The sequence below is a fragment of the Vibrio sp. QJM3NY_15 genome, from assembly GCF_057785995.1.
Genome location: NZ_CM173517.1, coordinates 3244448 through 3258998 on the forward strand (window position 1 = coordinate 3244448; position 14551 = coordinate 3258998).

The window sequence follows — 14551 nt, forward strand, 5'->3', positions numbered from 1 at the left end:
CAAATTATAGGGTCTTGGATCAGTTAGCCCTGAGTGCCAACGCATCCAACAGTTTCTGGTGAATACCACCAAAGCCACCGTTACTCATTACCAAGATTTGGTCGCCCGCTTGTGCCTCTGAGACAATTTTAGCAACGAATACGTCCATGTCATCACTCACGTGTGCGGGTTGATGGCACGCATCGGCCACGTCTTGTACAGACCAATCAATGTTATCCGGTTGGAATAAGTAGGTAGAATCCGCCTGCTTGAGCGAATCAGCCAAGGTTTCTTTGTGCACACCACGCTTCATGGTGGCAGAACGAGGCTCTAAAACGGCAATGATTTTCTTTGTGTCGACCTTATTACGTAAGCCACCCAGCGTAAGTTCAATCGCTGTAGGGTGATGAGCAAAATCGTCATAGACAGAAACACCTGCCACTTCGCCTTTAAACTCTAAGCGACGCTTGGTATTAATGAACGTCGCCAGTGATTCGCACCCTAAATCGGGGGTGACACCCACATGCCTTGCCGCCGCAATCGCCATCAAAGCATTGTTGACGTTATGATCGCCAACCAAATCCCAGTCTACGGTTCCAACACATTCGCCTTGGAGGTACACCTCAAATTTAGAGCCGTCTTTAACCAGTTTCTTGGCATCCCAATCACCGAGTTCACCACTCGACTCAGTTTCACTCCAGCAGCCACGAGATAACACATCTTGGATCGCGGTATCTTGCTTCGGTGAGAAAATACGACCATTACTTGGCACAGTGCGAACCAAATGATGGAACTGTCGCTTGATCGCTTCAAGATCGTCAAAGATATCCGCATGATCAAATTCGAGATTATTCATCACTAACGTTCTTGGGTGGTAATGAACAAACTTAGACCGCTTATCAAAAAAAGCACTGTCGTATTCGTCGGCTTCAACCACAAAGAACATGCTTTCACCAAGACGAGCAGAGATACCAAAATTACCCAGCACACCGCCGACAAGAAAGCCCGGTGCATAACCGCAGTCTTCAAGGATCCAAGCCAGCATGCTCGATGTTGTTGTCTTGCCATGCGTTCCCGATACCGCCAGAACCCAACGGTCATGCAACAAGAACTCTTGCAACCACTGCGGCCCTGAAGTGTATCTAAGGTTGTTATCCAATACATACTCAACACACGGGTTACCACGGCTCATCGCATTGCCAATGACTACTAAGTCAGGTCTTGGTTCTAATTGGCTCGGGTCGAACCCTTCAATAATCTCAATCCCCTGAGACTCCAACAAGGTACTCATTGGAGGATAAACATTCGCGTCACTACCAGTAACCTTGTGACCTAATTGACGAGCCAATACCGCAGCACCACCCATGAAGGTGCCACAAATTCCTAAGATATGAATATGCATATATTGCTTCCAAACGCTTGGCTAAATGAGCCATGTCTAAATCAAACTACTTGCACTCATTATCATTAAATGGCGATTAAAAGCGAGCCACAATGCAAAACAAATTTAGTCGACATAGTAAGTGAGATCTGTGTCGCTTAGTTCATTACCATTAAAAAGATCTAACCTTTAGAATTTAGGTAAGCGTCTAGATGAATAAAGCCCATATAAGAGGCTAATTCTACAGTGCTCAAATCCCCCCTAATATTCAGAGAAGTTTAAGGAAATAACATGTCTGAGATGCGCACCCTTGGTGAATTCATTGTTGCAAAACAAAATGATTTCCCCCATGCAAGCGGTGATCTATCATCCCTTTTGTCATCAATTCGTCTTGCTGCGAAAATTGTTAACCGCGAAATTAACAAAGCAGGTCTTGTCGACATTACTGGCGCTGTTGGTACAGACAACGTTCAAGGTGAAGAGCAACAAAAGCTAGACCTATACGCGAACGACAAGTTTAAAGCTGCACTTGAAGCCCGAGACCAAGTTTGTGGTGTTGCGAGTGAAGAAGAAGACGAAGCCGTTGCCTTCAATAAAGAGCTCAACAAAAACGCAAAATACGTCGTGCTGATGGATCCACTTGATGGTTCTTCAAACATCGATGTGAATGTATCGGTTGGTACAATCTTCTCTATCTACCGTCGAGTATCACCGATTGGTACTCCGCCAACACAAGAAGATTTCCTACAACCTGGGCACAAGCAAGTTGCCGCGGGTTACGTAATTTACGGTTCTTCAACCATGCTTGTTTACACAACAGGTGCTGGTGTAAATGGTTTCACCTATGACCCATCACTGGGTACCTTCTGTCTATCTCATGAAAACATGATGATCCCTGATGAAGGCAAGATCTACTCGATCAACGAAGGTAACTACTTCCGCTTCCCAACGGGTGTTAAAAAGTACATCAAGTACTGCCAAGAAGATGAACCGAGTGACAACCGCCCTTATACTTCTCGTTACATTGGTTCTCTAGTATCAGATTTCCACCGTAACCTGCTAAAAGGCGGCATCTACTTATACCCAAGTACACAAAGCCACCCTCAAGGTAAGTTGCGTTTGCTTTATGAGTGCAACCCAATTGCTTTCCTTATGGAACAGGCTGGTGGTATCGCTTCAGACGGTGTTCAACGTATCATGGATATCAAACCAACAGAGTTACACCAACGTGTACCTTTCTTTGTTGGCTCAACAGACATGGTTCGCAAAGTAGAAGAGTTTCTTGAACTTAACCAAGACTAATCCTCTCGTTTATTTCTCAAAATAACGTCATTAAAAAAGCCAGCATTCACATGCTGGCTTTTTGTTTATTCGGTTATCGAGTATCGACTCTGTGATGTATTCATCAACTAAAACTATTGTTCCGCTTACACCAGTCACCCGAAAGTATTTCTTTATTAGCTGTTAGATCAAGCTGATACAAATATACCCATGCTAATCCAAATATAGTCTCTATTTGCTCGCGACGATACTCAACAGGAACATCTTCTAGCCGATCGAGCGACTCCAAAATTTCGTCGTTAATGATATAGACCTCGCCAGCGACACTTTTCTTTCCAAAAATCATCGCCGGATAGGCACCTAAATCAAAAAGGGCAAACGACTCTGGTGTATCAAAGCGCCCCAACAACTCACAACTCTGCAAATAGTGGTGATTGTATTGGCCTTGTCTCAACGTGCCATAAACGAACACAAGATGCTGCATAAACCCTCCACAAGCCCTTCATACTTGTACTTAGATGAATGGCTGAAACATTATCGACTCGCTCTCAAATTGCTTTATTCGAACTCAAATTGATAAAGAAGGTCCACAGCACTGTCTAGGCCCGATACGGCTTCAACATAGAGATCCTGCATCAATCGATAACGAACAGTAAATTCACCTAACGAGTTGAAGATACCCACGCCATATTTCACCTGTAAGCCAGGCAGAATGTAGCCACTTACCGTTACTTGTGAGTCATCACCAGAACCTGCGGTATCCAGTTGTAAATCTTGCACACCAAACGCTTCACCGATTTCGCCGACAACTTTACCGCTCTTCGCCAAGCTCAAGCCAATTAAGGTGGTTGTCATCGAACCGCTCGACTCGCCGTCGATATCTTGGCCACGCAATATATAAGACAGCGCATTCGCTTGAGGCATCGCTGGGTCAGAATAAATCTCAATGGTCGGCTCTGTCGCAGGGCCTGTCACTCGAATACCTGCAGTCACATCGTCCTGAGTATTATCTGGGTTACGTATCGCATTGATTGCTACGTATGGTTGGTCCGGCGGACCATTCATAAGAATCTTACCTTCTTCGATCAACAGGTCTTGTCCGAATGATTGGTAAGTACCATCGACGATGTTCACTTCACCGGTAATGAATGGACCTTGGTCTTTTTGAGCCACATTGAGCTTACCAACCAAGTCGCCTTCAAGACCGAATGCTGACAATTTAAAGTCATCCCCAATGGAGATGTTAATATTGGTCATCACATTGAACGGAATCGTATCTTCATTTTCTGGCTCAAGATCTTTATTCAAGATAACTTGATCAGAGGACACACCAACCGCTGATGGTGGCAAGTCTTCAACAACAATACGTCCCCATGGTAATGCAATGTCACCGGTTATTTTCGCAAGCTCTGGCGTGACATCAATGGTCATGTCGGGAACAACCTTCACTTTAACCATAGGCGGGATAACAACCATCAACTCGTCGGCAAACACTCTGACATTAGAGTGCCATGCTTGAAGGTCCTGCCAACCCCCAGAGCCTTCGATATCAAGGTGACCATCCGGTGTTTCAACATTGGCATCTAACTTCGCGCTGTAGCCGTCAAAGTCGAGGTCAATACGGCCATCTTTAATATCGACTGGCGTGACATCGCCTTTGACTTGAATACCATCAACAGAGAATTGGCCAAAGACTTGAGGATGCATCAAAGAGCCTTTTACTTTTAAATCACTCTCAAGATCCGCCTTCAATAGGCTATATTCACCAAGAATCGGCTGCAAGAAATCCAGATGGAACGTTGTCAGCTTAATTGCCGCATCAACCATTTTGTCTTCAGCGAGGATATCCGGTAGCGACACCGTGCCAGACAAGTCGCCATTGTCGGAAACATCCAACTTAAAATCGGCATCCAGTTTGTTATCTTTCAGTTGGGCATTCAATGCAACACTTTCCCAACCTAGTGTGATTGGCTCACCAACTTGCTGAACAACCTGACCTTTCGGCATATCGACGCTAACCGTCACCTCAGGTTCACCTTGTTCCGACCACTTAGCATGAGCGGTCGCGTTCACTAAGCCCTGTAGTTGTGTTTCTTTAGGCACAAAGGCTTTAATCTGTTCGAAGTCGAATTGGTTGATCGCCAATTTGGCCTCACCCGACTTTCCGACACGCACGTCTTCATCCAGACACACACTCGAACCCGATTGCTTCCAACAGTGCGCTTGTACATCAGCAAACTGATTATCGACATCCGCCTTAATTGCGACAGGTTGATCTAATATCCAAGGCCCCTGCTGAGTGGTAATTTTGACTCTGTCTAACGACCCATCCCAAATAAGAGAAGGCTTTTGAATCAACTCACCAGAAATCGCTAAGCTTGTAGACACGATGTCGGATATCACATCAAGTGTCACGGTATGCTTCTTCTCACCACCACTCACCGTTAAGTCGATGCTTTCAACGCTTTGATCTTGATAGGTTAAGTTCTTGGCTTTTAGTACAAGATCAGCTTGAGCTTCAGGTAATGGCAGTGGAACCACAGAGCCATTAAGAGACAAGGACTCCAGTGTAGCCTCGTTATTCCAATCGACCTTATCAACATTCAAAGCAAGGTCGACTTCAGGCTCTTTCGTTGGACCGCTCAGTTGAATGCTACCAATCACTCTGCCTTTCAACTCGGGAATACTTTTTGCGAGCTCAGGGAAGAAGATCTCAACGCCCATGTCCCATTGCTTATCAAGCTCACCCAGCGCCTTAATCGAGTTAACACCGTGAGCCAAACTCAAACCACTGGTTTTCAGTTTAGGTTCACCGCTCGCGCTGCGATCAGACGCTGACAACTGCCCTTCGATATCCAGAGGGTATTCTCGCAAGATCCCTTCGATATCGAGCTTAGGCAGTTCAATCGCCCAACCACCCGCTTCCGTCAACTCACCCGAAGTGACGATGCCTCCGCTAATGTTACCTTCGGCTTCTGGCCACTGTAGACCCGGTTGAATGTCTTTGAGCGTCACATCGGCTTGCCAATTAACGAGCTTCTTCCAGTTCGCTTTGACTACACCATTGAGTTCGCCACCCAAGGTATTCAGTTTCAAGCGTTCAAGTTCAATCTGTTCTGTGGTGCCTTTGCCTTGCAGGTCGATGGCTAACGCAGGTATCTCCTTACCATCTCCTTTACCTTTAAGCTGCACATTAAAACCATCTAATGAACCATCGGCTTTGAATTTCTCAATCACAGCTTGGTAGTCACTTTTACCTGTCAAAGGCCATTGCGCTTTACCTCCCTCTAATAGAAGGTCAAATGGCAGAGTCGGCTCTAAAGGTTGAATGTCCCCAGACAGTTGTGCCTCAATCAATTCAGAAAACTGAGAATCTAAGTGCAGCTTAGCCACGCTGCCTTGTGCTTTCAGCGATAGTTTCTGACCAGCGAGGTCGGTTTCTTTCACTAACGCATCCAAAGAAAGTTCTAGCGGATAACCATCCTTGAGCTCAACCTTCGTCGCTAAATTCGCGCTTACTTGTGGCATATCGAGTTCGAGAGTAGAAACATCGACCGTATGTTTCCCTGCTCGAGCTTCTAATCCAAGGTGGTTTACCACAATCGGTGTTTCTTGTTCTAAAGTGAAATTGTTGAGATCAAAACGCTCAAGTACAACCTGCAAAGGAATTAAGACTTCAGGCAACTCGATAGCCGTTTTAGTGGCAGCCTCTGGTTCTACCGTTTCTGTTTGCGGTTCTTCTGTCGATTCTGCAAGCTTAACTTTTAGGTCATTGAACAAGGTTGGCGATACCGTCAGCGTTTCCCCCTGCATACTCAGAGCCGTTGAGAACAAACCCCATTCAATTTCATGACCTAAGATATTCAGTTTGATATCAGATAAAGCGATTCGATTGATCACGATTGGTAGTGGTGTTTTCACCGATGTCACGGGCGGAGTCGGTTCTGCTTCTTCTGTAGAAGCTGGTGGTAATTCAGTAAATGCGAAATCCAAACCTTGAATCGCTAAGCGGTCGACACACAATTTAGGGTCGAGTAAACAACGAGGATTAATCGCCAAGTTAAGCTTTTGAACCTTGGTGTCGATATGCAGGCTGTCATCTTTAAACTGAACATTATTAAGCGTAAAGCTTGGGAACAGAGCCCCTTTAGTGCTTTCTACTTTAAGTTGTGGCAATGCTTTTTCAGCGCCCCATAGCACTGTATTCAACCCAGGATTGGTGAACAAAACAAAACCGAGTAGGGCTATCAAAAACAGCAAAATAGACGTCAGTGAAATTGACGTCCATTTTATGCATTTACCCATCACTTTGATCATAATTCTGGCCCTAAGCTAAAGTGTAACTGGAACTCATCACCTTTTGCTGCATCTAGACCCCAAGCAAAATCTAAGCTCACAGGGCCGACGGGCGACGCCCAACGAACCCCGACGCCGGTACCATGTTTCCATTCAGGTTTATCATTGAAGGCATCACCAATATCGTAGAAAGCCGCACCCCACCAATTACCAACCAATCGGTATTGATATTCAAAAGAGCTGGTTGCAATAAATTTTGCACCCGTTAGTGCACCACTTTCATCACGAGGAGAGATAGATTCATAACCATAACCACGAATACTGTTATCACCACCGGCAAAGAACCTTAGCGAGGGAGACAGCTTCTCAAACTCGTCGGCAAAGTTTCCGCCGAATTGAAGGCGAGTTAAACCGCGGTGATTATTACCAATGCTGCGAATCCATGCTGTTTGTCCTTGAAAACGCACTACCTTAGTTTCAGATAATAAGGTGTCATCAGCCGCTTCAAACATAATGGTTTGTTTATCGCCCCACATCGGCATCGACCCACCACGCGTTCGAGTTCGCGAGAAAGAGATACCCGGCAACACGAATTGCGCTAAGTCATCTTGCAAACCTTGTTCATAGTTTTCGACCAAGTATCGAATAAATACAGTACGTTGCCAGCCATTATCCAGACGCCAATATCTTTCTAAGGCTAAGTTTGACTCCAAACTTTTGGTATCTCGGTTATCCAAGTTCTTCATACCGTACTTAATTTGATAGTAGTCATTAAGCACGTCATCCAATGGGATTTTATAAGCCGCGGTAATCGTCTGCTCGGGCTTGGAGATCGACAGGCTACTATTGAAGCTATGACCTTTCTCGTTAACCCAAGGTTTCTTCCATTTTAGGGTGCCTTTTACACCAAGGTCTGTTGATACACCGATACCGGTTTCGATTTGGTTACGCGCTTGCGGAGCAAGACTCACCTTCATCGGTATTTCACGGCCTTCGCCCAATTGGCTTAAATCAGGTTCCACAAAAACAGAAGAGAACCAATCCGTATTGGACAGGTTTTGGTTGTACTCACCAACTTTGGTTATCGAGTAAGGTTCGCCATCCTCAAATGGTTTGAGTGACTGCACCTTATCTTCTTCAATCTGGCTACCGGTAACCTGAGTGGTACCAAAGTGGTAGCGGATACCACTGTCATAATGAAGGCGAACATAAGCACGGTTTAATTCGGGAGCGACTTCGAGCTTACTGAGGTCGTAAGCCCCATCAAAATAACCTTTCGCTAATCCAAGGTTACGTATCGACGATTTCAAAGAATCATAATTACCATGATTAAGCACTGAGCCTTTAGACAGATTGCTCTTGGCGATCAAAGCCAAAAAGTCAGGATCATCTTTGGCTTCACCAGTTAGAACGATATCTGAAGTATAAATAACAACAGGCTCTCCCTGCTCAACCGTGACCGTCAGCTCGGTATCATCTTCGGCGTGAGTAAATGTGATGCGAGGTTGGTAGTAACCTAATGCTTTTAGAGCTTCTTTGATCATAGATTCCAAGCGTGATTGGAACCTTAGCGAAACCGAATACTCTTCTTCAGGGATCGCACTCAGATAAGCATCAACATTATCCTCAAGCGCTCCATCTAGCCCTTTAATTTCAAGGGAAACGTCAGCGAAAGCGAGCGTCGATGACAGTAGAGTGCCAATCAGAACTGGTAAAGTTTTTCTTATCATGTTTAATTGGTGAAGAAGTTATCAATACGTTAATAAGTGAAAAGAAATAATACCGCTAAAAAGGCATTGAGTCTGTAATAAATCCTGCAATAACACGGTCTAATTTAAAGACTTAGTCAATATGAACTAACCGTTGATATGAACCTACAGTTAGTAAAAGCCAACGCGGTAAACGTATGCGAAAAGGAATATAACATGCTAAACAAACAACAACTGGTTTCCGCAGCAACCGCATTACCGGGAAATGCTGACCCAATCCAAATCACTGAGCGCCATTTTGTCAATCAAACGGACCTACTCAATGCTCCGACGGGTTCTCAACAAGAAGTCCTACTTGGTATGGGATGCTTCTGGGGAGCTGAGCGTTTGTTCTGGCAACTGGATGGCGTGATCTCCACATCCGTTGGCTACGCAGGTGGGTACACGGTCAATCCTACTTATGAGCAGGTATGTAGCGGGCAAACTGGTCATACCGAAGTTGTTCGTGTCATTTTTGATAGCGAACAAACGTCTTTAGCTCGAATACTTGAGACCTTTTGGGAACGCCATGACCCAACTCAAGGTATGCGCCAAGGCAACGATTTGGGGACCCAATATCGCTCGGCAATTTACACATTCAGTGAACAGCAGCAAGCTGTCGCCGAACACTCCAAACAAGAATATCAACGAGCGATGACTGAATCTTTAGGCAACGAGATCACGACGGAAGTTCTACCTGCTGGAAAATATTTTTTCGCGGAAACCTACCACCAACAATACCTAGCAAAAAACCCTAACGGTTACTGTGGGTTGGGCGGTACGGGTGTGTGCTTCCCTCCGCAATAATGTGTGTTAGGCATACCAACTAGAACGTCACCCATAAAAAAAGGGCTTCCACTTAGGAAGCCCTTTTTCACTATAAATCTATTTAATACAAGACAACTCAATACAGCTTAGTTACACCGGCAGTGCAGCAATAGTGCCGTTAACTTCTTTAAAAATAGTGAGCTTTTGTTTGTCTGAAACTTCAGGAAGAAGCACCTTGCCTTGGTCGAAGCGAAACTCTCCGATACCTTCAATAGCAAACTGGCCTTTGAACAGGACTTTAACGAAACGCGCCACCTGATGTGGACGGTAAGTAGAAAATTTTCTTAACATAATACAACCTCAATTCCATTTGAGTACTACAGTCACGCACCTGAACACCACCGCATTCAAAGCACATTAAATCGCTAATTCCTTTAGCAAACAGCAAGATAATCTATTGTTCATCTCGATATTGATGCATTATACCTTTTGATAACAAGCCTGCAACTTATTTCTACGTCGTACGATAAAAAAGTTAAAGAGGCATTTTTCAAATTTCATATTATACTTCCAGAGCAAACCAATAAGCGGAACAAAAAATATAATGAAAAACAAAACTCTACTGGCTTTTTTAGCCGCAGCCTCTCCACTCTTTGCCAATGCTCACAACTTATCTGTAGGTGAAACTCTGCCTGCTGTCGATGTTAGCAACTATGGTGAAATCGTACTAAACGACGGAAATACTGGATATCAAGCTTGGGCAACCAACGCTCTTCTAGGTAAAGTTCGCGTCGTTCAAGCAATCGCTGGCCGCAGCAGCTCTAAAGAGCTCAACGCACCACTGATGGCAGCCATTACAGCATCGAAATTCGCAGAAGACAGCTACCAAACCACTACCATCATCAACCAAGATGATGCGATTTGGGGTACGGGGTCTTTTGTTAAATCATCAGCCGAAAGCAGCAAAGAAGAATTTCCATGGTCTTCTATGGTGCTAGATGAAGACGGAGCCGTCGCGTCATCATGGGCTTTAGCAGAAGAAAGCTCAGCGATTATCGTTCAAGACAAGCAAGGTAAAATATTGTTTGTTAAAGAAGGCGCTCTCAACGAATCAGAAGTCACGCAAGTTATTGAATTGATTAAAGCCAGCCTTTAATCAGATAATCGCGTCTTTTTCGAGACCTGACCAAAGGATATTGTTATATTATAACAGTATCCTTTTTTAATTCTGTGGTTAATCATCCTCATGTGGCAAAACACACCTAACAATGTGAAACGCAAAACAGGCTTGTTGCTTGGGCTGATGCTCATGTTAAGCGTGTTAGCAGCGACGCATATTGTGGATATCGACCCAGATCATCACTCTTCACATCATTGTGAACTGTTTTCGATAAATCAGTTCATTACGGCGCACTCACTGCCACAGATCCCAGAGTTCCATTCAGAATTTACTGCCACTATCACAGAATCAGTAATTTCGTTACAGCGCTTGTATTTCGCTTATTTAGCACGTTCACCTCCTGTAAAGATCGCTTAATTACCACTATTTTTTAATTAATCTTTATTCAGGAAAAAAACATGAAACCTACTATTTTAGCCGTTGTTATCGGCATGACTGTCTCTGCGAATGTTCTAGCTAACGAAGAGTTCCGCTCTCACGAAGCACACGTGCACGGTAAAGTTGAAGTAAACATCGCTCAAGATGGACAAGAACTGCTTGTTGAAGTAACGGCTCCCGGCGCTGATGTGGTTGGCTTTGAACATGCTCCAGAGACTGCCGAGCAGAAGAAAGTGTTTGAGCAAGCTATCGCGCAATTAAATAAGCCAGAAGAGCTATTTGGTTTCAACAATGCAGGCTGTACGCTGAAGTTCAAGTCAGTGACGAACACCTTGGAAGGCGATCATGATGACCATGAAGGCCATGACCACGCAGAACACGATCATGACGACCACAAAGGCCATGACCACGCAGAACACGATCATGACGACCACAAAGGCCATGACCATGCTGAACACGATCATGACGACCACAAAGGTCATGATCATGCTGAACACGATCATGATGACCATGAAGGTCATGATCACTCAGAAGGTGGGCACGGTGAGTTCACTGTCGAGTATCATTACCAATGTTCAAACATTGCGAAGCTGGATACCGTTAACACCCAATGGTTCTCTAAATTCGGCAACACCAAGTCTATGACTGTGAACCTGTTAACTGACAGCGCGCAAATTCAAGAAATACTTAATGCCGAGCGTATTAGTTTTCAATTCTAATCACGATTAGATTGAATTAAACGCAGATAAACAGCCAAGTAACGACCTGCTTACTTGGCTGTGCAAATCGGTGTGTTCTGGGAATTTATTTTTCTAATAGCTGTCCAGTAAATACACCGCTTTAATCATTGGAGCTAATATGTCTTTTGACAGTTCATCACTTGTGGTCAAACTCGAAAATATCAGCTTTCGTTGGAAGCCTGAATTATCCCCAACGCTAGAGATCCCCTCACTGCATATCCAAGCCCAAGAGCACCTTTTCATCAAAGGGCCTAGTGGTTGTGGGAAGTCAACATTATTAGGGTTATTGACCGGAATTAACCAAGCAGAGCAAGGTGAAGTTTCTATCCTTGGCCAAGATCTCACACAGCTAACACCTCGTCAGAGAGACAAGTTCAGAGCCGATCATATTGGCTATATATTCCAACAATTTAATCTGCTTCCTTACTTATCAGTGATCGACAATGTGACGCTCCCTTGCCAATTTTCAAAGATTCGTAAACAGCAAGTCACTGAAAGTCAGAACAGCCTGCAAGCCACCGCTCAAGAATTATTGCTCAGATTAAAGCTACCGCAAGCCTTAATGAACAAACCTGTTACTGAGCTGAGTATTGGTCAACAGCAACGTGTCGCTGCAGCTCGCGCTTTAATCGGCCAACCAAAGATCATCATTGCCGACGAACCAACATCGGCTTTGGATCATGACAACCGAGAAGCCTTCATCGAATTGTTACTCGAGCAAGCAAATCAAGCCGGGTCTACTCTGATATTTGTCAGTCACGATCCAACATTAGAAAAGCTGTTCACTCGAACCATAGATTTAAAAACCGTTAACCAAGCTAAGGTTGTCGTATGAAAGTAATTACTCACTTAGCCCTAAAAAGCGTACTCAACCGTAAAGCCACCGCTATTCTGACGATTCTCACCGTGGCAGTGTCAGTGATTCTATTACTCGGTGTTGAACGCGTAAGAACCGAAGCAAAGAGCAGTTTTGCTAATACGATTTCAGGTACTGACCTTATTGTTGGTGGCCGCTCTGGTCAGGTAAACCTACTGCTTTATTCGGTATTTAGAATCGGTAATGCGACCAACAATATCGACTGGAAAAGTTACCAAGAATTTAGCCAGCATAATGCCGTAAAGTGGGCGATACCCATCTCGTTGGGAGATTCGCATAAAGGCTTCCGTGTTATGGGTACAAACCATAGCTACTTCGAAAACTATCGCTATGGAAGTAAGCAACCACTTACTTTTCAGCAGGGTAAGGAGTTTAAACAGCTATTTGATGTAGTGATTGGGGCTGATGTCGCGAAGAAGTTAGATTACAAAATCGGTGATCACATCATTCTTGCACACGGTATCAGTGATGTTGCCTTTAGTCGCCATGACAACCTGCCCTTCACAATTGTCGGAATACTTGCGCCAACTGGCACACCAGTAGATAAAACCGTGCACGTTTCGTTAGAGGCTATTGAAGCGATTCACGTGGGCTGGGAATCAGGAGCCAACCTAGGGCACACGCCAGATGCAGAAACATTAAAGACCTACGACTTCCAACCTAAGCAGATTACCGCGATGATGGTTGGCCTGAAATCGAAAATCCAAACCTTTGCACTGCAACGAGAAATCAATAACTATCGCCAAGAACCTTTGAGCGCCATTATGCCGGGTATTGCGCTTCATGAGTTGTGGGGAATGATGGCTGTGGCAGAACAAGCACTACTTATTGTTTCAGGGTTTGTTGTAGTCGCGGGACTATTAGGAATGCTAAGTAGCCTACTGACTAGCTTGCAAGAAAGACGTCGAGAGATGGCAATTTTGCGTGCGATGGGAGCAAGGCCTCGCCATGTCTTTGGTTTACTGATCAGTGAAGCAAGTGCACTGACCTTCCTTGGTATAACACTAGGGGTTGCAGTTTTGTTTGCCCTAATCGCAGTAGTTGCTCCTATTGTGCAACAAAGCTATGGTATCAATATATCGATATCCGCAATCACCCCTCATGAGTGGAAACTGCTTATACTGGTACAAGTTGCCGGAATCATTATCGGCTTTATTCCCGCTTTCAGGGCTTACCGTCAGTCATTGTCTGATGGCATGACTATTCGAATCTAAAATAGGAACCTACGATGCAACGCAAATTCCTACTGATATTTGGGCTACTTCTATTCCCATTTATCAGCACAGCTCACGCTGAAACCGCACCGACTGACGAATCGGTACTAACTCTGGATTGGATTGATTTGATTCCGGAATCAGAACGGGCTCAGTTGGATTCGTTCGGCATGCCGACGGTTAACCACGACAGTATGGACAAACCTCAACAATCGACACTTGGCGCTGTTCGCCCTGAGCTGAATGGCAGCACAGTAAAGATTCCTGGCTTTGTGATTCCATTGGAAGGTGATGAAAACATGATCACTGAATTTCTGCTGGTACCGTACTTTGGCGCATGTATCCACGTGCCGCCACCGCCGCCGAACCAAATCATCTACGTGAAGTTCCCTAAAGGTGCACCAATACAGCAGCTATGGGATGTGATTTATTTAGTAGGTACGCTAAAAACCGAGTCAATAAGCCACGACTTAGCTCAAACAGGTTATCTTATTGAAGGTACAGCGATAGAAGAATATGACGACATGTAGTCATTAGAAGGGTGGCTCACGGATGAGCTGCCATCACTGAACAAGTGAACTTATTCAATAACAGTTTCATAACGATATTGTTTGACTAGATTACGCGATGTAATTAGACAAATATGCTAGGACAGCTACATAAGTAGCGAGTAATAACCCTATACTAAGCTGTTTCTTCAGCTTGTTAT

13 protein-coding genes are annotated in these 14551 nt (G+C 44.6%); 8 read left to right on the forward strand and 5 right to left on the reverse strand.

Annotation, left to right across the window (positions count from 1 at the left end; all coding sequences use genetic code 11):
- Positions 1-19: 19 nt before the first annotated feature.
- Positions 20-1381, reverse strand: coding sequence for a UDP-N-acetylmuramate:L-alanyl-gamma-D-glutamyl-meso-diaminopimelate ligase (gene mpl, locus AC3CKG_RS14545; RefSeq protein ID WP_488528515.1), 1362 nt, complete (start codon positions 1379-1381; stop codon positions 20-22).
- A 270-nt stretch (positions 1382-1651) separates the two neighbouring features.
- Between mpl and fbp the strand changes: the two genes are divergently transcribed.
- Positions 1652-2662, forward strand: a complete 1011-nt coding sequence (gene fbp, locus AC3CKG_RS14550; RefSeq protein ID WP_017107754.1) for a class 1 fructose-bisphosphatase — start codon at positions 1652-1654, stop codon at positions 2660-2662.
- A 103-nt stretch (positions 2663-2765) separates the two neighbouring features.
- Here the strand turns inward: fbp and AC3CKG_RS14555 are convergent, their stop codons facing one another.
- The 3 genes from AC3CKG_RS14555 to tamA all read right to left on the reverse strand — a co-directional run bounded on the left by AC3CKG_RS14555 (position 2766) and on the right by tamA (position 8667).
- Positions 2766-3125 carry a gamma-glutamylcyclotransferase family protein gene (locus tag AC3CKG_RS14555; RefSeq protein WP_488528516.1) on the reverse strand — a complete coding sequence of 120 codons (360 nt, stop codon included), beginning with the start codon at positions 3123-3125 and terminating at the stop codon, positions 2766-2768.
- A 74-nt stretch (positions 3126-3199) separates the two neighbouring features.
- Positions 3200-6958 carry an autotransporter assembly complex protein TamB gene (gene tamB / locus AC3CKG_RS14560; RefSeq protein ID WP_076669197.1) on the reverse strand — a complete coding sequence of 1253 codons (3759 nt, stop codon included), beginning with the start codon at positions 6956-6958 and terminating at the stop codon, positions 3200-3202.
- Positions 6955-8667 carry an autotransporter assembly complex protein TamA gene (tamA, locus tag AC3CKG_RS14565; protein ID WP_488528517.1) on the reverse strand — a complete coding sequence of 571 codons (1713 nt, stop codon included), beginning with the start codon at positions 8665-8667 and terminating at the stop codon, positions 6955-6957. The genes tamB and tamA overlap by 4 nt, the downstream gene beginning before the upstream one ends.
- A 195-nt stretch (positions 8668-8862) precedes the next feature.
- On the opposite strand from tamA, the gene msrA reads away from it, so the two are divergent.
- Positions 8863-9492, forward strand: a complete 630-nt coding sequence (gene msrA / locus AC3CKG_RS14570) for a peptide-methionine (S)-S-oxide reductase MsrA (RefSeq protein ID WP_017110581.1) — start codon at positions 8863-8865, stop codon at positions 9490-9492.
- 111 nt (positions 9493-9603) lie between these two features.
- On the opposite strand, the gene AC3CKG_RS14575 is transcribed toward msrA, so the two are convergent.
- Complete coding sequence (locus AC3CKG_RS14575; RefSeq protein ID WP_004735283.1) at positions 9604-9804, reverse strand: DUF1107 family protein; 201 nt, start codon at positions 9802-9804, stop codon at positions 9604-9606.
- Between the two features lie 253 nt (positions 9805-10057).
- Here AC3CKG_RS14575 and AC3CKG_RS14580 point away from each other — a divergent pair, with 253 nt between their 5' ends.
- From AC3CKG_RS14580 to AC3CKG_RS14605, 6 genes are all read left to right on the forward strand, one after another.
- Positions 10058-10609, forward strand: coding sequence for a YtfJ family protein (locus AC3CKG_RS14580; protein ID WP_017107748.1), 552 nt, complete (start codon positions 10058-10060; stop codon positions 10607-10609).
- A gap of 90 nt (positions 10610-10699) precedes the next feature.
- Positions 10700-10990 carry a DUF2607 family protein gene (locus AC3CKG_RS14585; RefSeq protein WP_076669193.1) on the forward strand — a complete coding sequence of 97 codons (291 nt, stop codon included), beginning with the start codon at positions 10700-10702 and terminating at the stop codon, positions 10988-10990.
- A 41-nt stretch (positions 10991-11031) separates the two neighbouring features.
- Positions 11032-11730: a zinc uptake protein ZrgA gene (gene zrgA, locus AC3CKG_RS14590; RefSeq protein ID WP_102550694.1), complete on the forward strand. Its 699-nt coding sequence runs from the start codon at positions 11032-11034 to the stop codon at positions 11728-11730.
- 139 nt (positions 11731-11869) lie between these two features.
- Positions 11870-12586 carry an ABC transporter ATP-binding protein gene (locus AC3CKG_RS14595; RefSeq protein ID WP_017110584.1) on the forward strand — a complete coding sequence of 239 codons (717 nt, stop codon included), beginning with the start codon at positions 11870-11872 and terminating at the stop codon, positions 12584-12586.
- Positions 12583-13842: an ABC transporter permease gene (locus AC3CKG_RS14600; RefSeq protein ID WP_102312182.1), complete on the forward strand. Its 1260-nt coding sequence runs from the start codon at positions 12583-12585 to the stop codon at positions 13840-13842. Before AC3CKG_RS14595 ends, AC3CKG_RS14600 begins: the two co-directional genes overlap by 4 nt.
- Before the next feature lie 14 nt (positions 13843-13856).
- Positions 13857-14372 (forward strand): DUF3299 domain-containing protein, encoded by a 516-nt coding sequence (locus AC3CKG_RS14605; protein ID WP_065104194.1) that lies wholly within the window; start codon positions 13857-13859, stop codon positions 14370-14372.
- Positions 14373-14551: the final 179 nt, after the last annotated feature.